This window comes from Streptomyces sp. NBC_00210 (genome assembly GCF_045160975.1).
Classification (GTDB): Bacteria; Actinomycetota; Actinomycetes; order Streptomycetales; family Streptomycetaceae; genus Streptomyces.
In genome coordinates, this window is sequence record NZ_CP108120.1 from 4382517 (window position 1) to 4402393 (window position 19877).

Here is a 19877-nt window from a genome sequence, read left to right on the forward strand (position 1 = left end):
ATCGGGACAAGGCAGGGGCGGACAGGATGAAGGCATTCCGATTGGATGATCTGGAGGCAGAGCGCGCCGCCAACGACGGGGCATATCTGCAGTTCCTTCGCGAGCGGAACATGTCGGTCGGGCTCTACGCACTGGACGCCGGCGAGCTGGACCCCCAGCTGCCCCACCGCCAGGACGAGGTCTACTTCGTCGTCAGCGGCCGCGCCTCCATCACGGTGGGAACGGAGACGACACAGGTCGGGCGCGGCAGCGTGGTCTATGTCCCGGCCACAGTGCCCCACAAGTTCCATCACATCACCGAGGATCTGCGGGTCATGGTGATCTTCTCTCCGCCTGAGAGCTGACCGGGAGCCCCGCCGTTCCCTAGGGGTTCAGTCAGGGGAGATCAAGGGCTCGCGGGTCCCCGCGCACCACCCCCTCCCGCCTAGCATCGAGGGCAGGAACCCAGCGAAACGAGGTAAGGGAAATGGCTGTGCGGGAAGTATTCACGGGGATGCCGTGGTGGGTGAAGTGGGTCGCCGTGCCCGTCATCGCCCTTGTCGTATTCGGCGGGCTGATCGCGAGCGTTGTCGGCTTCGTGATCGGGCTGCTCTTCAAGGCTCTGGTGTTCGTCGCTCTTGTCGGCGGACTCATCTTTGTCGTACGGAAGTTCATGTCGTCATCGAGCTCGAGCAGCGACTGGTAGCCCGCGCCCGGACGGGCGTTAGCCCGGCCGGGGGAACGCTCCTGCAAACCCCCGGTCCCGCACAGGGGCGGCCCATACAGTGACAATCCGCTGCCGCCCCTGGGAAATCTGCCTCTTGGGAAAATCGTGCGGCGGCCCTCGGGGGCGGCCCCCGCGGGCGAGTTGCCCGTCACCATGCCTGGGGGTGCCCTATGGCCACGGCTACGGCTACGAATGTTCCTTCCCCAACCCTGATCGGTTCAGTGCAGCGGGCGCTGAGGCTGCTGGAGGCCGCGGGCTCGCATCCCGACGGAGCCCCCGCAAAACAGCTGGCCCGCGAGGCGGGGCTCCCGCTTCCCACCGCGTACCACCTGCTGCGCACCCTGACACACGAGGACTATCTGCGCCGTGAGAAGGGCGTGTTCGTCCTCGGCGACGCGGTCGGGCGGCTCGCCTCGGGCGGCTCTCTCCACAATCCGGAATGACCACATCTCGCCATCGATGAGCTGTGCAAAGCCATGGAGAGGCTGCTCAACTCCCTTGTGTTCTCTATCAGTATCTGAAAAATCACTCCTTGTGATCACTTAGCGCTTACTGGACGATTGCGTCAAGAGGGCCATGGCGGATCATTCCTGGCCGTTTTGAGCCGAGTTATGTGTTCAGTGCTTGATCCAATGTGGGGTTACAAGATGCGCCAGTCGGTCCAGGCCGAGGTCCTGATGAACTTCCTTGTCTCCGAGGAGCTCTCATTCCGGATCCCGGTGGAGCTCCGGTACGAGACGGGGGATCCGTTCGCGGTGCGGATGACCTTCCATCTGCCCGGGGACGCCCCGGTGACCTGGGCCTTCGGCCGGGAGTTGCTGCTCGACGGGATCAACGGGCCGAGCGGGGACGGTGATGTGCGCATCACGCCGACCGGGCCCGAGGGGCTTTCCGATGTCGTCATCCAGCTCCAGGTCGGTTGCGACCGGGCGCGGTTCCGGGTGGGCGTGGCGCCGCTCGTGGCTTTCCTCGACCGCACCGACAAGCTGGTGCCACTGGGGCAGGAGCGTACGTTCGGTGACTTCGAGGTCAGTCTCGAAGATGCGCTGGGGCGCATCCTCGCCGAGGAGAACGCCGGCTGAGCCCACCGCCCGTCTGCTTGGTCCCGTGCCACATCGCGTGCTCGGTGGGCTACCTCTTGCGGCGACGGCCGCTGCCGCCCCGCACCGGCGATCTGCCGGCCTTCGCAGACGCCCCCGGCCGGTCGGCGGAGACCACCAGCCCCGCGAGCGCGGTGGTCACCGGCACCGAGGCGACCAGGCCGATCGACCCCACCAGCATCCGTACGATCTCCTCCGCCACCAGTTCACTGTTGGCCACCGTCCCCACGCTGCTCTGCGCGATCGAGAAGAGCAGCAGCAGCGGCAACGCCGCGCCCGCGTAAGCCAGTACGAGCGTGTTGACGACGGAGGCGATGTGGTCCTGGCCGATCCGCATACCGGCCCGGTAGAGCCTTCGCGGGCCCATGTCCGGGTCCGCCTGGTGCAGTTCCCACACCGCCGAGGTCTGGGTCACCGTCACGTCGTCGAGCACGCCGAGCGAGCCGATGATGACGCCGGCGAGCAGCAGACCGCTCATGTCGATGTTCGGGTACAGGCCGTGGATCAGGCCGGTGTTGTCGTCGGTGTTGCCGGTCAGGCTCGCCCAGCCGATGAAGAGCGAGCCGAGCAGTCCGGTCAGCAGCAGCGAGACCAGTGTGCCGAGGACCGCGACCGAGGTGCGCGCGCTGAGACCGTGGCACAAATAGAGCGCGATCAGCATGATCGCGCCGCCTCCGACCACCGCGACGATCAGTGGATTGGAGCCCTGCAGGATAGCGGGCAGGATGAACAGCGTCAGGACGGCGAAGGAGGCCGCGAGCGCGATCAGAGCCATCACGCCGCGCATCCGTCCCACCACCACCACCGCGAGGGCGAAGATCCCGGCCAGTACCGTAATCGGGAACTTCCGGTTCACATCGGTCACGGAGTACTGCAGATCGCGGGGCGCGTCGGGGGCGTACGCCACCACCACGCCCTGGCCCTCGCTCAACTGCCGTGATGCGTCGGGCTGGATGATCTCGCTGAAGGTGCGGCCCTTGTCCTTGCCGGTGGTGACCTCGATCGTCGCCTTCTTGCAGCTGCCCTTCTGGGAATTGACCGCCTCACGTCCCTCGGGCGTGGATGTGTCACCGGTCGGCGGGACCGCGACGTTCACGTCCTTGCAGTTGACCTTCTCGACCTGCGTGACCTTGCCCTGCTGGGTCTGCCGGTCGAAGCCGACGCCCGTGCGCTCATGGCCGGGGGCGCCGCCCGGCCAGAGCACGACCAGGCCCACGACGACCGCGGCGGCGAAAGGAATCAGCACCGCGGCAATGACCTTGCGGAGGTGTAGCGAGACGGGCGCGGCGGGCCCATGGCTGTGGGAATGGCCATGGGACTCGGGCTGCTGCGGCGATGAGGTCGGCGGCGTTGTCACCGACCGATCATCGCAAGAACGAGAGGACCCCTCTGTTCAGCACGCCAGAAATGGCGCTAGCGTGGTGGCACCTTTGCACACGCGGGAGCTCGGAGCACCGGGCTGAGAGGGCGCTGACCTCCGTACGAGACGTACGGAAGCCGCTGCGTCGACCGCCGAACCTGTTACCGGGTAATGCCGGCGTAGGGAGTAGGTCTCATGACCGTTCAGGATGCACGCACGCCTGCCACCAGCCAGGACGAGCGCAAGCCGGGCTGGCACAAGGGGTACGTCGAGGGCTCGCGCCCCGACCTCCGGGTGCCGGTCCGCCAGGTGCACCTCACCAACGGCAAGGACGTGACGCTGTACGACACGTCCGGTCCGTACACCGACCCGAGCGTCGAGACCGACGTCCGCCGCGGTCTGGCGCCGCTGCGGGAGAACTGGATCATCGGCCGCGGCGACACCGAGGAGTACGCGGGCCGACCGGTCCGCCCCGAGGACGACGGGATCAAGCACACCTCGCCGCGCGGCGGTCTGCGCAACCTCGACGCGGTCTTCCCCGGCCGCCCGCGGCAGCCCCGCCGGGGCCGCGCCGGAGTGGCGGTGACGCAGCTCGCGTACGCCCGACGTGGCGAGATCACGCCGGAGATGGAGTACGTCGCGATCCGCGAGAACGTCGCCCCCGAGGTCGTACGTGAGGAGATCGCGGCAGGCCGTGCGGTCCTGCCCGCCAACGTCAACCACCCGGAGATCGAGCCGATGATCATCGGCAAGAGGTTCCTGGTGAAGGTCAATGCCAACATCGGCAACTCCGCGGTCACCTCCTCCATCGAGGAGGAGGTGGAGAAGATGACCTGGGCGACCCGCTGGGGCGCGGACACCGTCATGGACCTCTCCACCGGCCGCAACATCCACACCACCCGCGAGTGGGTGCTGCGCAACTCCCCCGTGCCGATCGGCACCGTGCCGCTCTACCAGGCGCTGGAGAAGGTCGACGGCAAGGCCGAGGAGCTGACCTGGGAGATCTACAAGGACACGGTCATCGAGCAGGCCGAGCAGGGCGTGGACTACATGACGGTCCACGCGGGCGTGCGGCTGCCGTACGTCCCGCTGACTGCCAACCGCAAGACCGGCATCGTCTCGCGCGGCGGCTCGATCATGGCGGCCTGGTGCCTGGCGCACCACAAGGAGTCGTTCCTGTACGAGAACTTCGAGGAGCTCTGCGAGATCCTCGCCTCGTACGACGTGACGTACTCCCTCGGTGACGGACTGCGGCCCGGCTCGATCGCGGACGCCAACGACGAGGCGCAGTTCGCTGAGTTGCGCACGCTCGGGGAACTCAACACGATCGCCAAGCGTTTCAATGTGCAGACGATGATCGAAGGCCCCGGTCACGTCCCGATGCACAAGATCAAGGAGAACATCGACCTCCAGCAGGAGATCTGCGAGGAGGCCCCCTTCTATACGCTCGGCCCGCTCACCACGGACGTGGCCCCGGCGTATGACCACATCACCTCCGGCATCGGGGCGGCCATGATCGCCTGGTGGGGCACGGCGATGCTCTGCTACGTGACGCCCAAGGAGCACCTGGGCCTGCCCAACCGCGACGACGTGAAGACCGGCGTCATCACCTACAAGATCGCGGCACATGCCGCCGACCTCGCCAAGGGTCACCCGGGCGCGCAGGAGTGGGACGACGCGCTGTCCGACGCGCGCTTCGAGTTCCGGTGGGAGGACCAGTTCAACCTGGCCCTCGACCCGGACACGGCACGGGAGTTCCACGACGAGACGCTGCCGGCCGAGCCGGCGAAGACCGCGCACTTCTGCTCGATGTGCGGCCCGAAGTTCTGCAGCATGAAGATTAGCCAAAGCATCACAGAGCAGTTTGGCGGTACTGCGGCTGCGGGAGCGACGGCCGAGGAGGTCGCTGAGGGGATGCTCCGGAAGTCGAAGGAGTTCGCCGAGGCGGGGAACCGGGTGTATCTGCCGCTGGCGGACTGAGGCTCACGTGCAGACGGCCCGCGCCTCCGTGGTCCTCAGGCCAAGTTGGAGGCGCGGACCGCCTGGACATCGTCGACGTAGTGGGAGAGCTCTGACCCTCGGGTGGTGGGGCCAGTGCTCAGTGGTGATCAACTGACCTTGGGGAGTGACCTCCCGGCGCGGAGTGGTCTTCGGCCCCGAGCGCCGGCCGGGGGTCACTCCGGCTGGTGCTCGGGGCCGCCGAAGTCCGGGCTGGTGAAGTCCGGGCTGGTGAAAGTGGGCCGCTGTCCCGCCGTCGAGCCCTCGTTCGGGCTGGAGTAGTCCGGGCCGCTGTAGCCGACCTTCGGGATACGGCTCACATGGCGCGGTGGAGCCGACGAGGTCGGGTCGGCGCTGGGGTCCGCCAGCGCGGCCCGCAGGAAGGGAAGGAGTCCACGCTCAAGCAGGGCGTGCCGCCAGGCCTCCTTGGCACGGGACACCTCGTCGGGCAGCTCGCCCGTCGACTCCTCGGCCGGGACCTGCGTAGCGCCGTTGCGCAGAGCCGTCAGCAGCAGCGCGATCGCTGCGAACAGAATGGCGACAGCCGTCAGAGCCCCGAAGAACCAGCCCGCGGAGACCAGGGTCTCGGCGAAGGACGGCGCGGGGCTGAGCATCTTCAGTATGTAGCCGACCAGAAGGAAGATCAGCGCGGCCGTCCCCGCGAGCACGGGGGCCAGCACGGCTATGACGGCGGTGAATCCCGCGCCGCGCTCGGAGTCCTCGTCCTCCCCGGCTGGGGCCAGCACGGAGTTGCGCACGGAGTCGGCGGCCGTCGGCGCCCGCATCTCCTCGCGGATCTTTATGTAGTGCTCGTACTCGGCAGCGGCGGCGGTGGTGATCAGTGCCGTCGCGTTGAGGGCCATCGTGCGTAGTTGTTCGGCGTTCAGTCGCTGTCCCACGGCAGCGAGATCCGGACGGTCATGGGCGTTGCGCAGCGCGTCGTCGAGGATGCGCTCGTACTCGGCGCGGTCCTCGGTCAGCAGGTGCGGAGCGCTGTTCATGTGCATCCCCCGATGCTCCGTAGGGCCGGATCGCCCGCATCGATCGGGCAGTTGGGCAGAAACGGAGGAGAGCCTGCTACGGATAAGCCGATGGTAGAGCGGTTACGGCACGGGGTGACAGGGGGTTTCAGTAAATCGCCTGCCGGGCTCGGTTCAGTTGGGCAGCGGAAGTTGGACGACAAGGAGCTTTCCGGCCATGGTCACGCCACCGTCCATGGCGATCGCAAGCCCGTCCGCGTACACGTGCGGGCCCTCGACGACCGGACGCTCGCCGTCCTCGCCGTCCTCGGTGCCGACCTCGCCGAGGAGATACGGAATCGGGCTGTGGCCGTGCACGATGCGGCGGCCGCCGTAGGCGCCGAGCAGTTCACGTACGGCCTCCGGCCCCGCCTCGTCGCGGAAGGCGAAGCGCTTGGTGAACTTGCGGAACAGGTCCCAGCACTCGTCGGCGTCATTGCGGGTGAGGATCTCGTGCACGTTGTCGTTCACGTCCTCGATGCTGGAGCCGTACTCCAGATAGGCGGTCGTGTCGGAGTGCATCAGCAGATGCTCGTCCTCCTCGATCACCGCGTCCAGCCGCGCCATCCACTGGAGGTGGACCTCCTGCAGCCGGTCCATGTCGGACTTCTGGCCGCCGTTGAGCAGCCAGGCGGCCTGGAAGGTGGCGGTGCCGGCGCCGGAGTTGACCGGGGTGTCGCCGAACCGCTTGGCGCCGAGCAGCAGCAGCTCGTGGTTGCCCATCAGCGCCTTGCAGTAACCGCCGGCGGCCGCAGCCTCGGCGGAGAGCCGCATGACGAGATCGATGACGCCGATGCCGTCGGGGCCGCGGTCGGTGAAGTCGCCGAGGAACCAGAGGCGGGCGTGGCCGGCGGCCCAGTTGCCCTCGGCATCGATGAGGCCCTGTTCGCCGAGGGCCGCGACGAGTTCGTCGAGGTAGCCGTGGACGTCACCGACCACATAGAGCGGGCCGAGGCCGTCGGGCGCGGGCGCCTCGTCCGGGTCGACCTGGACCTGGACGGTGTCGCCGGGACCGCCGAGGTTGATCACCGGGAGATCGCGCTCGGTAGGGGTGTAGCCGTCAGGGGCCTCCCCCTCCGGGACGGCGTTACCGGGATGGGCGGACTCCGGCGGCTGCTGCGACGGCTGAGTCCGAGCAGGCGGTGCCTGGTCCTGCGGCATCACGTGCTCCTGAGCTGTCTGTTCTTGAGCTGTCTGTTCCCGAGCTACGTGTTCCTGAGCCGCGTGTTCCTGAGCTACGTGTTCCTGAGCCACGTCGGCGTGCGGCGGAACCTGCGACTGCACGGGAACCTGCGCGTACGGCGGAACGCGGAAATCGCGCAATGTTGCCGTCCGCACCACGGGTCCTTGACCGGCCCCCTGAGTCATCGACCCCTCCACCACCGTCGCGCCGCCGTTCACCTCTCGGCCCAGCCTGGTCGGGGTGGTCCGCGGTGTCGTCCGCCCATCATAGGAATGAGGTCCGCGCTGTGTGACGCACCAGGGGTGGTGAATCCGTTTGCACCCCTGGTTCGCCGGTCGTTTCGTCCCGATTAGGCAGGCCTAGTCCGGTGAAGGGGATCGCGGAGCGCTGACAGTCGTACGCGGAGGGCGGCGCTGTGAGGACGTCCGGACGATCAGTTCGGTCGGTATCACCTGCTCGACCGGCCGGTCTTCGGCGATTCCCTCGATCGCGTCGATGAGGAGCTGGACGACGGCCGTGCCGATCCTGCGGGGTTTGAGCGAGAGCGTGGTGATGGGCGGGTCGGTGGCGGCGTACACGGTCGACTCGCTGCAGCACACGAGCAGCAGATCGTCGGGGACGCGCAGGCCGTACCGCCGGGCGGCGGCGAGCAGATCGGTGCCGTTGGGGTCGAAGAGTCCGTACACGGCATCGGGCCGGTCCGGGCGGGCGAGCAGCCGGTCGGCTGCGACGGCGCCCGCGCACGGATCATGGGCGGGATAGGACTCGTAGACCGGGTCCTGGCCCGTGCGCTCGCACCAGTTCAGATAGGCGGTGGTGGACAGGCGGGTGTAGGTGTCGGTGGTGGTGCCGGTGAGCAGGCCGATCCGGCGGGCGCCGGCGGCGGCGAGATGGTCGAGGAGATCGAGTACGGCGGCTTCGTGGTCGTTGTCGACCCAGGCGGTGACCGGAAGCGTGCCGGCCGGGCGGCCGTCGGAGACGACGGGCAGACCCTGGCGGACGAGTTCGGTGACCACTGGATCGTGGTCGGAGGGGTCGATGACGACGGTTCCGTCGAGGGCGACGTTCGACCAGACGTCATGGCGTGAGGTGGCGGGCAGGATGACGAGGGCGTAGCCGCGCGCGAGCGCGGCGGAGGTCGCGGCTCTCGCCATTTCGGCGAAGTACGCGAACTCGGTGAAGGTGAAGGGTTCATCCCCGTACGTGGTCACTGTCAGGCCGATTAAGCCCGACTTACCGGTACGGAGCGTTCGGGCCGCGGCGGAGGGCCGGTAGCCCAGCCGGTCGGCGACTTCGCGGACATGTCGGCGGGTGGCGTCCGGGAGCCGCCCCTTGCCGTTGAGTGCGTCGGAGACAGTCGTGATGGAGACACCGGCTGCGGCGGCCACGTCCCGGATGCCCGCTCGACTCTGCCGGCTGCCCCGGCGGGATGTCTCCGTCCGGCTCACCTGGTGCTTCCCTGCTGCTGTCATGGCGAGCCGATAGTAGGGCTCGGGCGGGTGGTTGGGCCGGTCGCATATTCACTCGTTGACAGGCACGTTTCTGCATGATCGTTTTCGTTCAACTTCATTGGAAGTCAAGGCAGTTGAGCGACACACCTACAGGGTCTCGGGTATCGAGCGGTGCGGGCCTGTCGAATGGTCGATGTTTCGAAGAGGTCTCAACTCACCACTACGGGGGATGCGCGCCACGGAGTGAGCTACCGGCGCACGCTCTGAGAGGAGCGCGCCCCCCTTTCCCGGACACCGCCATTCGCACTGGCCGGGAATCCTCATAAGGTGAGCAGTATTCGAACCTGCTGAACGCATGAGACGGCACGAAAAGGCACGAGGAGGACCTGCGGTGAGCGAGACCAGCCCCAAGCTGCGCGCCGAGCTGGACGGCATCCCCACCTACAAGCCCGGCAAGCCCGCGGCCGCCGGTGGCCCGGTCGCGTACAAGCTGTCGTCCAATGAGAACCCCTATCCGCCGCTGCCGGGCGTCATGGAGAGCGTGATCGCCGGGGCGCACGGGTTCAACCGCTATCCCGACATGGCCTGCACCGGTCTGATGAACGAGCTGGCGGACCGTTTCGGTGTGCCGGTGACGCATCTGGCCACCGGCACGGGATCGGTCGGCGTTGCCCAGTCCCTGCTGCAGTCCACGTCGGGGCCGGGTGACGAGGTCATCTACGCCTGGCGGTCCTTCGAGGCGTACCCGATCATCACCCGGATCAGTGGTGCGAAGCCGGTGCAGGTGCCCCTGACCGCCGGCGAGGTGCACGATCTGGACGCGATGGCGGATGCGATCACCGACCGGACGCGGCTGATTTTCGTCTGCAACCCCAACAATCCGACCGGCACGGTGGTGCGCAGGGCCGAGCTCGAGCGCTTCCTGGACCGGGTGCCGTCGGACGTGCTTGTGGTGCTGGACGAGGCGTACCGCGAGTTCATCCGCGACGCCGAGGTGCCGGACGGCATCGAGATCTACCGCGACCGCCCCAATGTGGCGGTGCTGCGTACCTTCTCCAAGGCGTACGGACTGGCAGGGCTGCGGGTCGGCTTTGCGGTCGCTCATGAGCCGGTGGCCGCCGCTCTGCGCAAGACCGCGGTCCCCTTCGGCGTCTCACAGCTCGCGCAGGACGCGGCGGTCGCCTCGCTGCAGGCCGAGGACGAGCTGCTCGGCCGGGTCGGCTCGCTGGTCTGCGAGCGCACACGGGTCTACGACAGCCTGGTCAAGCAGGGGTGGACCGTGGCCGAGACCCAGGCGAACTTCGTCTGGCTGCGGCTCGGCGACCGTACGCTCGACTTCGCGGCGGCGTGTGAGAAGGCCGGCGTTGTGATCCGGCCCTTCGCGGGTGAGGGCGTCCGGGTCACCATCGGGGAGGACGAGGCCAACGACATCTTCCTGCACACCGCGGAGGCCTTCCGCAAGGAGCTCTAGGCTCCGGCCTCCTCGGCTTTCAGGCACGTCGGCCGCGACCGGAGCGGCAGAGCCCCCATGAGCGCCCTTGCTCGTGGGGGTTTCTTCGAGGTCGCGGTCGGGTGGATGCGAACAGGCACCCCCCGCTCGACAGTGCGGATTACGCATGGGTCATAATGCTTGTGAATGTGAACGCGTTCACAAGCGCGTCCCGTTTCTCCCGTGATCACTGGGATTAACAGGGCAAACCGCCGCTTGCCCACGGCGATGTAAGGAGATGACGACGTGGACCTGGCTCTGGCGCCGGAGACTTTGGCGCGCTGGCAGTTCGGCATCACCACCGTTTACCACTTCCTCTTCGTTCCCCTGACGATCTCGCTCGCCGCGCTCACCGCGGGCCTGCAGACGGCCTGGGTGCGGTCGCAGAAGGAGAGGTACCTCAGGGCCACGAAGTTCTGGGGCAAGCTCTTCCTGATCAACATCGCCATGGGTGTCGTCACCGGCATCGTCCAGGAGTTCCAGTTCGGCATGAACTGGTCCGACTACTCGCGCTTCGTCGGTGACATCTTCGGCGCCCCGCTCGCCTTCGAGGCGCTGATCGCGTTCTTCTTCGAATCCACCTTCATCGGCCTGTGGATCTTCGGCTGGGACAAGCTGCCGAAGAAGGTCCATCTGGCCTGCATATGGATGGTGTCCATCGGCACCATCCTCTCCGCGTACTTCATCCTGGCCGCCAACTCCTGGATGCAGCACCCCGTCGGCTACCGGATCAACAAGGAGCGGGGCCGGGCAGAGCTCACCGACTTCTGGCATGTGCTCACCCAGAACACCGCGCTCACCCAGTTCTTCCACACCATCACGGCCGCCTTTCTCGTCGGCGGCGCGTTCATGGTCGGGATCGCCGCCTTCCATCTGGCGCGCAAGAAGCACATCCCGGTGATGCGGACCTCGCTGCGGCTCGGGCTTGTGACCATCGTGATCGCGGGACTGCTCACCGCGCTCAGCGGCGACCTGCTCGGAAAGGTCATGTTCAAGCAGCAGCCGATGAAGATGGCCGCCGCCGAGGCGCTGTGGGACGGCGAGGCGCCCGCGCCCTTCTCGGTGTTCGCGTACGGAGATGTCGAGAAGGGCCACAACACGGTCGCGATAGAGGTCCCGGGAGTGCTGTCCTTCCTGGCCAACGACGACTTCTCCTCGTACGTCCCCGGCATCAACGACGTCAACAAGTCAGAGCAGGAGAAGTTCGGGCCCGGCGACTACCGGCCCAATATCCCCGTCGCGTACTGGGGCTTCCGCTGGATGATCGGCTTCGGCATGACGTCCCTCGGCATCGGTCTGCTCGGGCTCTGGCTCACCCGCAAGAAGTTCATGCTGCCGCCGGCCCTGCGGACGAGCGAGGACGAAGTGCCGAATCTGGTGCTCTTCAAGAGCAAGGCGCTGAACCCCAGGTTCACCAAGTGGTACTGGATCATCGCTCTGTGGACGATGGGCTTCCCGCTGATCGCCAACTCCTGGGGCTGGATCTTCACCGAGATGGGGCGTCAGCCCTGGGTCGTCTACGGCGTGCTGCGCACCCGCGACGCGGTCTCCCCCGGTGTCTCGCAGGGCGAGGTGCTCACTTCGATGATCGTCTTCACTCTGCTCTACGCGGTGCTCGCCGTCATCGAGGTCAAGCTGCTCGTGAAGTACGTCAAGGCCGGACCGCCCGAGCTGACCGAAGCCGACCTCAACCCGCCCACCAAGATCGGCGGCGACGACCGTGACGCCGACCGGCCGATGGCCTTCTCGTACTGAGGCCCTGAGGAGCTGCTGAGGCATGGAACTTCACGACGTCTGGTTCGTACTCATCGCCGTCCTGTGGATCGGCTACTTCTTCCTGGAGGGCTTCGACTTCGGCGTCGGCGTCCTGACCAAGCTGCTGGCCCGGGACCGGACCGAGCGGCGCGTGCTGATCAACACCATCGGGCCCGTCTGGGACGGCAACGAGGTCTGGCTGCTGACCGCGGGTGGCGCGACGTTCGCCGCCTTCCCCGACTGGTACGCCACGCTCTTCTCCGGCTTCTATCTGCCGCTGCTGCTCATCCTGGTCTGCCTGATCGTGCGCGGAGTCGCCTTCGAGTACCGGCACAAGCGGGACGAGGAGCGCTGGCAGACCAACTGGGAGCACGCGATCTTCTGGACCTCGCTGCTGCCGGCTCTGCTGTGGGGCGTCGCCTTCGGCAACATCGTGCGCGGCGTGAAGATCGACGGACACAAGGAGTACGTCGGCAATCTCTTCGATCTGCTCAACCCGTACGCGCTCCTCGGCGGGCTGGTGACGCTGACGCTGTTCACCTTCCACGGTGCGGTCTTCACCGCGCTGAAGACGGTGGGCGAGATCAGGCTCCGGGCGCGGGCTCTGGCGCTGAAGCTGGGGCTGCTCACGGCTGTAGTGGCGCTCGGCTTTCTGCTGTGGACCCAGGCTTCGCGCGGGGACGGCAACAGCCTGATCGCGATGATCGTCGCCGTACTCGCGCTGGTCGGGGCGATCGTGACGATCAAGGCGGGGCGCGAAGGATGGTCGTTCGCGCTGTCGGGTGTCACGATCGTGGCCGCGGTCGCGATGCTCTTCCTGACGCTCTTCCCGAACGTCATGCCGTCCACCCTCAATGAGGAGTGGAGCCTGACGGTCACCAACGCCTCGTCGAGTCCGTACACCCTGAAGATCATGACCTGGTTGGCAGGCATCGCCACGCCGCTGGTGCTGCTCTACCAGGGCTGGACGTACTGGGTGTTCCGCAAGCGGATCGGTACGCAGCACATCGCCGATGCGCATTAGTGGGGGATGTTTCACGTGAAACCGATCGACCCGCGTCTGCTCCGGTACGCCCGGGCCACCCGTCGATTCCTGATCGCTGTGGTGCTGCTCGGACTTGTCGGGGCGGCGCTGGTCGTCGCCCAGGCGATGCTTATCGCCGAGGTGGTGGTGGGGGCGTTCCAGAAGGGGCTCTCCCCCTCCGGTCTTGGGACGCCTTTGGCGCTGCTGGCGGCGGTCGCCGTCGGCCGGGCGGTCGTCTCGTGGCTGACCGAACTGGCCGCGCACCGGGCGAGCGCGGCGGTCAAGTCTGAGCTGCGGGGGCGGCTGCTGGAGCGGGCCGCCGAGCTGGGGCCCGAGTGGCTGAGCGGGCAGCGCACCGGGTCGCTCGTCGCGCTCGCCACGCGTGGTGTCGATGCTCTGGACGACTACTTCTCGCGCTATCTGCCGCAGTTGGGGCTCGCGGTGGTCGTGCCGGTCGCGGTGCTCGCGCGGATTGTGACCGAGGACTGGGTCTCGGCGGCGGTCATCGTGGTGACCCTGCCGCTGATTCCGCTGTTCATGGTGCTCATCGGCTGGGCCACGCAGGCCCGGATGGACCGCCAGTGGCGGCTGTTGTCCCGGCTGTCGGGGCACTTCCTGGATGTGGTGGCCGGACTGCCCACCCTCAAGGTCTTCGGGCGGGCGAAGGCGCAGGCCGAGTCGATCCGGGCGATCACCTCGCAGTACCGGCGGGCCACATTGCGGACGCTGCGCATCGCGTTTCTCTCGTCGTTCGCGCTGGAGCTGTTGTCGACGCTGTCGGTGGCGCTCGTGGCCGTCGGCATCGGCATGCGGCTGGTGCACGGTGAACTGGATCTGTACACGGGGCTGGTGATCCTGATCCTCGCGCCCGAGGCGTATCTGCCGATCCGGCAGGTGGGGGCGCAGTACCACGCGGCGGCGGAGGGGCTTTCGGCCGCGGAGGAGATCTTCGAGGTCCTGGAGACCGAGCCGAGGGCGGGCGGTACGGGGGAGGTGCCCGGCACGCTCCGGCTGGAGCTCGACGGGGTGACCGTCCGGCATCCGGGGCGCAGTGAGGCGTCGTTGGACGCCGCAACGCTCGTGGTGGAGCCCGGCGAGACGGTGGCGCTGGTCGGGCCGAGCGGGGTCGGGAAATCGACGCTGCTGGATGTGCTGCTCGGGTTCGTCGAGCCGGCCGAGGGGCGGGCGAAGGTGGGGGGCGTGGACCTTTCCTCGCTGGACCTGGAGCGGTGGCGGGAGCTGATCGCGTGGGTGCCGCAGCGGCCGTATCTCTTCGCGGGCACGATCGCGGAGAACGTACGGCTGGCGCGGCCGGGTGCGGACGACGCTGCGGTGCGGGAGGCGTTGCGGGACTCGGGCGCGTACGACTTCGTGGCGGGACTCCCCCAGGGCGTGGACACACTCCTCGGGGAGGACGGCGCGGGGCTCTCGGCCGGTCAGCGGCAACGACTCGCGCTGGCGCGGGCGTTCCTCGCGGACCGGCCGCTGCTGCTGCTCGACGAGCCGACCGCGGCGCTGGACGGGGAGACGGAGGCGGGCATCGTCGAAGCGGTACGGCGGCTGTCGGCGGGGCGGACGGTGCTGCTGGTCGTCCACCGGCCGGCGCTGCTGGGTGTGGCGGACCGGGTGGTCACGCTCTCCCGCTGCGATGGGGTTGGGTTCCCTGCCCGCGAGCCCCTGACGGGGGAGGGGGGTGCCGCGGTGGTGCGGCCGTCGGCTTCGCCGGACGGTGCGGTAGTCGGCTCCGTCGAGCCACTGGCTGCCTACCCTCCTGCCGAGCGTTACTCAGGTCGTGGTGGGGAGCCGCGCCGCGCGGGGGCCGTCGGGGGTGTACTTGCGCGGGTGCGGGGGATGGCCGGCGCGTTGCGGGGGCAGCTGGTGCTTGCCCTGGGGCTGGGGAGCCTCGGCCTCGGTGCCGCCGTGGGCCTGATGGCCGTCTCCGGCTGGCTCATCTCGCGTGCCTCGGAGCAGCCGCCCGTCCTCTATCTCATGGTGGCCGTGACGGCGACCCGAGCCTTCGGTATCGGACGGGCCGTCTTCCGCTACGCCGAGCGTCTCGTGTCGCACGACGCCGTGCTGCGGATGCTCGCCGAGCTGAGGGTGGCCGTCTACCGCAGACTGGAGCGCATCGCACCCGCCGGGCTGCGGCAGACCCGGCGCGGAGATCTGCTGTCCCGGCTCGTCGCCGATGTGGACGCCCTGCAGGACTACTGGCTGCGCTGGCTGCTGCCCGCGGGTGTCGCCGTCACCGTGGGAGCTGGGGCCGTCGCCTTCACCGCGTGGCTGCTGCCCGAGGCCGGCGCAGTGCTCGCGGTCGGGCTGCTCGTCGCCGGGGTGGCCGTGCCCCTGATCAGCGGGACCTTCGCGCGCCGGGCCGAGCGTCAACTCGCGCCCGCGCGTGGGACGTTGGCCATCCGTGTCGTCGATCTGCTCGGGGGGACCGCCGAACTGACCGTCGCCGGGGCGCTGAAGGGCCGCCTGCACACGGCGCGAGAGGCCGACCGGCAGCTGACCCGGATCGCTTCGCGGACCGCCGCGGCCACCGCGCTCGGCGCCGGGCTCTCCGCGCTGGCCTGCGGACTGACGGTCGTGTGCGCCGCGTTCGCGGGAGTGCAGGCGGTGCGCGACGGGCGGCTCGACGGAGTGTCCCTCGCTGTCGTCGTGCTCACTCCCCTCGCCGCCTTTGAGGCGGTCACCGGTCTGCCGCTCGCCGTGCAGTACCGGCAGCGCGTCAAGCGGAGCGCCGAGCGGGTGTACGAGGTGCTGGACGCGCCCGTTCCCGTACACGAGCCGGAGCGGGCGGCAACACCGCCCGGGACGCCGTTCCCGCTCGAAGTGCGGGGGCTGCGGGCACGGTACGCAGGGCAGGAGCGGGATGCGCTGGACGGCTTCGATCTCACCCTCGACGCGGGACGGCGCATCGCCGTCGTCGGTACCTCGGGGTCGGGCAAGACCACCCTCGCCCAGGTGCTGCTCCGCTTCCTGGATGCCAAGGAGGGGACGTACACGATCGGCGGTGTGGCAGCGGCAGTGCTCGACGGGGACGCGGTCAGGCGGTTCGTCGGGCTGTGTGCGCAGGACGCCCACCTCTTCGACAGTTCCGTGCGGGAGAACCTCAGGCTCGCCCGCACGGAGGCGACGGAGGACGAACTCAGGCAGGCGCTCGCCAAGGCACGGCTGCTGGAGTGGGTCGACGCTCTGCCCGACGGTCTCGACACCCTCGTCGGCGAGCACGGCGCACAGCTCTCCGGCGGTCAGCGGCAGCGGCTGGCGCTGGCCCGGGCGCTCCTCGCCGACTTTCCCGTACTCGTGCTCGACGAGCCCGCCGAGCATCTCGACCTGGCGACGGCGGACGCGCTGACCGCGGATCTGCTGACGGCCACCGAGGGGCGGACCACGCTGCTGATCACGCACCGGCTGCGGGGGCTGGACGCCGTGGACGAGATCGTCGTCCTGGAGGCGGGGCGTACCGTGCAGCGCGGTTCGTACGAAGAGCTCGCCGCGGCCGAGGGGCCGCTGCGCCGGATGCTGGAACGCGAACAGGCGGCGGACCTGCTGGGCGCGCGGCTCGCCGAAGCCGAGGAGCCGGCTTCCCTCGTGAGATAGGTCGCTCCGGTCGGCGCGGACCCGGCACGCGTCGCGGCCGAAGCCCGGACGGGGACCCGCCAGGCAGGTCGGGAATCTGGGCCAGGTGGCGGTACGACACCTCGCGGGTACCCGAAATCGCCCCGGCGCCGGGTAACGATCCGTCCATGCGTTTGAGAACCCGCGACCGGCTGCTGCTCGTCCCGGCGGCGCTGTGCGCGCTCCTCAGTACCGCGGCGCCGACGGCCACGGCATCCGACGGGCCGGAAGCCGGCACCAGCGCCGAGGTGGCGCGCCTCTTCGAGGAAGCGGCAAAGGCGACCGCGACCTACGAAAAGGGCAGGCACGTGGCCGAAGCGCAGCGCACCAAGGCAGGCCGGCTCGAGGGACTGCTGATCCAGCAGCGGCGTGAACTCGCGACGGTCCACGACGCGGTGGGCGGCGTCGCCCGCGCCCAGTACCGCACCGGCGGCCCGCTCGCGCTCACCGCGCAGCTGCTGCTCGCGTCGAATCCGGACGAGCTGATGCGCTCCCGGCGGCTGGCCTGGCAGGCGGAGATGGCTGTGAACCAGCTGCTCGGCCGGGCGAGGCAGGCCGAGCGGCGGTTCACCGCCGCGGAGGGGAAGGCCCGGGCCGCCTGGCGGGAGCTCGACGTACGCAGGGAGCAGCTGGCGACGATCAAACGTGGCATCGAGACGAAGCTGGAGGCCGCGCAGTGGACGCTGCAGGAGGAGGCGGACAGCAGCGTCGCGGCAGGAAAGTGCACCGGTGCCGTACACCTCGAGGGGAGCGGGAATGTGCCGCGCGGCCGCGAGTGGGTGACGCCGGTGGAGCACTACGAGCTCTCCGCAGGGTTCGACAGCCAAGGCGAGCACTGGGCGCATCGGCACACCGGGCAGGACTTCGCGGTCGACATCGGGACGCCGGTGCGTTCGGTCGGAGCGGGGCGTGTGATCTCGGTCTCCTGCGGCGGGGCCTTCGGGATCGAGATCGTCGTGCAGCACCCGGGTGGCTACTACTCGCAGTACGCGCATCTTGCGGCGGTCACCGTCGACCAGGGCGAGCAGGTGCGCACCGGGCAGTTGATCGGGCAGTCGGGCACCACGGGCAACTCGACGGGGCCGCACCTGCACTTCGAGGTGCGGCTCACGCCGTATCTGGGGTCCGGGGTGGATCCGGCGGTGTGGCTGCGCGAACACGGCGTCGATCTCTAGGCCCTCAGCGTCCCGCTAGAGCTCCGCGCTGCCGTCCTGGAGTTTGGTGCCGCCGTTCCGCTCTGCGCTGCCGCTTCAGCGCTCCGTACTGCCGTCGGCTTCCGCGCGCCGGGCCAGGATCTCCTCGATGACGACCGCGACGCCGTCCTCGTTGTTGGCAACGGTCCGACCGGACGCCGCGGCTATCACATCCGGATGGGCGTTGCCCATCGCGTACGAAGTGCCTGCCCAGCTCAGCATCTCCACATCGTTCGGCATGTCCCCGAAGGCGACGACCTCGTCCGAGGAGATCCCGCGCTCGGCGCAGCAGAGCGCCAGGGTGCTCGCCTTGCTCACGCCCGGGCCGCTGACCTCGAGCAGAGCGGTCGGGCTGGACCGGGTGAACGACGCGAGCTCGCCGGCCACCGTACGGGCCAGGGTGAGGAAGCCGTCGGGCGTCAGCTCCGGGTGGTGGGCGAGCAGCTTGATCACCGGGGCGTCGGCGTCCGGGTGCTCCGCGTGAAGCAGCTTCTCGGCGGCGGCGATGGTCGCGACCGGGTCGCGATGGAAGGGCGGATAGTCCGGCTCGTAGTGGATGCCGGTGGTCAGCTCGACCGCGAACGACGTGCCGGGAGCGGCATCGCGCAGCGCCCGTACGACCTCAAGGGCGGTGTCCCGTTCCAGAGCACGGACCTCCAGCACCTTTCCGCCGGCATGCAGATCGACGACGGCGGCGCCGTTGGCGCAGATCGCCAGCCCGTGGCCGTGGACGTGATCGCTGACGACATCCATCCAGCGGGCGGGCCGCCCGGTGACGAAGAAGACATCGATCCCTGCCTCCTCGGCGGCGGCCAGGGCGGCGATCGTACGTTGCGACACGGACTTGTCGTCGCGCAACAGCGTTCCGTCCAGGTCTGTGGCGATCAGCCGGGTGGCAGCGGGCAGGGCGTGTGGATCGATAGCTGAGGTCACAGATCCATTCTCCCGTACGGCTGCGCACGGGCGTGCGGGTGGGCGCACATCTGAGTGCGCACCGGCCGCTGCTGTGAGCGTGCACCGGCCGCTGCCGTGAGCGTGCACCGGCACCTGCGGAGCCACGTACGCTCGAAGGCATGCGTTTGAGTACCGTGATCCTCCCTGTCCGCCGCTGGCACGACGGTGGCCGCGACGAGTGGCTGCGAGCAGAGCAGCTCGGCTTCCACACCGCGTACACCTATGACCACCTCTCATGGCGGACCTTCCGCGACGGCCCTTGGTACGGCGCGGTCCCGACGCTGACCGCCGCCGCTGCTGCCACCGAGCGGCTGCGCCTCGGCACGCTGGTCACCTCGCCGAATTTCCGGCATCCGGTGACCCTGGCCAAGGAGCTGATCTCGCTCGACGACATCTCCGGCGGCCGCATCACGCTCGGCATCGGCGCGGGCGGTATGGGCTTCGACGCGACGGCACTGGGCCAGCAGGCCTGGACGCCGCGCGAACGGGCCGACCGCTTCGGAGAGTTCGTTCCGCTGCTCGACCGGCTGCTGACCGAGGACTCGGTGACGTACGAGGGGACGTTCTACTCGGCGGTGGAGGCCCGAAACATCCCCGGCTGTGTACAGCGGCCCCGGCTGCCGTTCGCGGTCGCGGCCACCGGGCCGCGCGGGCTCAAGCTCGCGGCGAAGCACGGGCAGGCATGGGTGACCACGGGTGACCCGAAGCTCTTCGAGACGGGTACGCCGGAGCAGTCCGTCGAGGCGATCCGCGGGCAGATCGACAAGCTCGGCAAGGCGTGCGCGGACCTGGGCCGGGATGTCGCCGAGCTGGACAAGATCCTGCTCACCGGCTTCACGCCGCAGCCCGGCCGGGTGCTGGAGTCCCTCGACGCCTTCGTCGACTTCGCGGGCAGACACTTCGACCTCGGCTTCACGGAGATCGTGCTGCATGCTCCGATCCCGGACTCGTACTTCGCCGCGGACCAGGCGGTCTTCGAGCAGATCGCGACGGAGGGCCTCGCCCAGCTCACCCGCTGAGG

The 19877-nt window shown here is 68.8% G+C and carries 15 protein-coding genes, 1 pseudogene and 1 riboswitch; of the genes and pseudogenes, 11 read left to right on the top strand and 5 right to left on the bottom strand.

Going from position 1 to position 19877, the window contains the following annotated elements; genetic code table 11:
- Positions 1-26 precede the first annotated feature (26 nt).
- The 4 genes and pseudogenes from OG729_RS19830 (at position 27) to OG729_RS19845 (ending at position 1788) form a co-directional block, all read left to right on the top strand.
- Positions 27-344, top strand: a complete 318-nt coding sequence (locus tag OG729_RS19830) for a cupin domain-containing protein (RefSeq protein ID WP_360867232.1) — start codon at positions 27-29, stop codon at positions 342-344.
- 128 nt (positions 345-472) lie between these two features.
- Positions 473-685, top strand: a complete 213-nt coding sequence (locus OG729_RS19835; protein WP_360867400.1) for a DUF5326 family protein — start codon at positions 473-475, stop codon at positions 683-685.
- A gap of 191 nt (positions 686-876) precedes the next feature.
- Positions 877-1128: pseudogene (locus tag OG729_RS19840) on the top strand (helix-turn-helix domain-containing protein); the annotation flags it as partial.
- Between the two features lie 225 nt (positions 1129-1353).
- Positions 1354-1788, top strand: coding sequence for an SsgA family sporulation/cell division regulator (locus OG729_RS19845; protein WP_405807399.1), 435 nt, complete (start codon positions 1354-1356; stop codon positions 1786-1788).
- A 49-nt stretch (positions 1789-1837) separates the two neighbouring features.
- Here OG729_RS19845 and OG729_RS19850 read toward each other — a convergent pair whose 3' ends face one another.
- Entirely contained in the window at positions 1838-3163 is a 1326-nt protein-coding gene (locus OG729_RS19850) for a YibE/F family protein (protein ID WP_405807401.1), read from the bottom strand.
- Between the two features lie 71 nt (positions 3164-3234).
- A riboswitch (TPP riboswitch) is annotated at positions 3235-3369 on the top strand.
- On the opposite strand from OG729_RS19850, the gene thiC reads away from it, so the two are divergent.
- Entirely contained in the window at positions 3362-5146 is a 1785-nt protein-coding gene (gene thiC / locus OG729_RS19855; RefSeq protein ID WP_405807403.1) for a phosphomethylpyrimidine synthase ThiC, read from the top strand. Its footprint overlaps the riboswitch before it by 8 nt.
- Positions 5147-5340: 194 nt before the next feature.
- Here the strand turns inward: thiC and OG729_RS19860 are convergent, their stop codons facing one another.
- The 3 genes from OG729_RS19860 to OG729_RS19870 form a co-directional block, all read right to left on the bottom strand.
- On the bottom strand, positions 5341-6171 hold the full coding sequence (locus OG729_RS19860; RefSeq protein ID WP_405807405.1) for a hypothetical protein: 831 nt from the start codon (positions 6169-6171) through the stop codon (positions 5341-5343).
- Positions 6172-6318: 147 nt separating this feature from the next.
- Positions 6319-7551 carry a metallophosphoesterase gene (locus OG729_RS19865; protein WP_405807407.1) on the bottom strand — a complete coding sequence of 411 codons (1233 nt, stop codon included), beginning with the start codon at positions 7549-7551 and terminating at the stop codon, positions 6319-6321.
- Between the two features lie 174 nt (positions 7552-7725).
- Positions 7726-8838 carry a LacI family DNA-binding transcriptional regulator gene (locus tag OG729_RS19870; RefSeq protein ID WP_360867248.1) on the bottom strand — a complete coding sequence of 371 codons (1113 nt, stop codon included), beginning with the start codon at positions 8836-8838 and terminating at the stop codon, positions 7726-7728.
- Positions 8839-9208: 370 nt separating this feature from the next.
- On the opposite strand from OG729_RS19870, the gene hisC reads away from it, so the two are divergent.
- The 5 genes from hisC (at position 9209) to OG729_RS19895 (ending at position 17884) form a co-directional block, all read left to right on the top strand.
- Positions 9209-10288 carry a histidinol-phosphate transaminase gene (gene hisC, locus OG729_RS19875; protein ID WP_405807409.1) on the top strand — a complete coding sequence of 360 codons (1080 nt, stop codon included), beginning with the start codon at positions 9209-9211 and terminating at the stop codon, positions 10286-10288.
- 264 nt (positions 10289-10552) lie between these two features.
- Positions 10553-12061: a cytochrome ubiquinol oxidase subunit I gene (locus OG729_RS19880; protein WP_360867254.1), complete on the top strand. Its 1509-nt coding sequence runs from the start codon at positions 10553-10555 to the stop codon at positions 12059-12061.
- A 22-nt stretch (positions 12062-12083) separates the two neighbouring features.
- Entirely contained in the window at positions 12084-13085 is a 1002-nt protein-coding gene (gene cydB, locus OG729_RS19885) for a cytochrome d ubiquinol oxidase subunit II (protein WP_360867257.1), read from the top strand.
- A 15-nt stretch (positions 13086-13100) separates the two neighbouring features.
- Entirely contained in the window at positions 13101-16691 is a 3591-nt protein-coding gene (gene cydD, locus OG729_RS19890; protein ID WP_405807411.1) for a thiol reductant ABC exporter subunit CydD, read from the top strand.
- 146 nt (positions 16692-16837) lie between these two features.
- Positions 16838-17884: a M23 family metallopeptidase gene (locus tag OG729_RS19895; RefSeq protein ID WP_405807413.1), complete on the top strand. Its 1047-nt coding sequence runs from the start codon at positions 16838-16840 to the stop codon at positions 17882-17884.
- 75 nt (positions 17885-17959) lie between these two features.
- Here OG729_RS19895 and OG729_RS19900 read toward each other — a convergent pair whose 3' ends face one another.
- Positions 17960-18835 carry a Cof-type HAD-IIB family hydrolase gene (locus OG729_RS19900; protein ID WP_405807414.1) on the bottom strand — a complete coding sequence of 292 codons (876 nt, stop codon included), beginning with the start codon at positions 18833-18835 and terminating at the stop codon, positions 17960-17962.
- Positions 18836-18975: 140 nt separating this feature from the next.
- Between OG729_RS19900 and OG729_RS19905 the strand changes: the two genes are divergently transcribed.
- Entirely contained in the window at positions 18976-19875 is a 900-nt protein-coding gene (locus OG729_RS19905; protein WP_360867267.1) for an LLM class flavin-dependent oxidoreductase, read from the top strand.
- Positions 19876-19877: the final 2 nt, after the last annotated feature.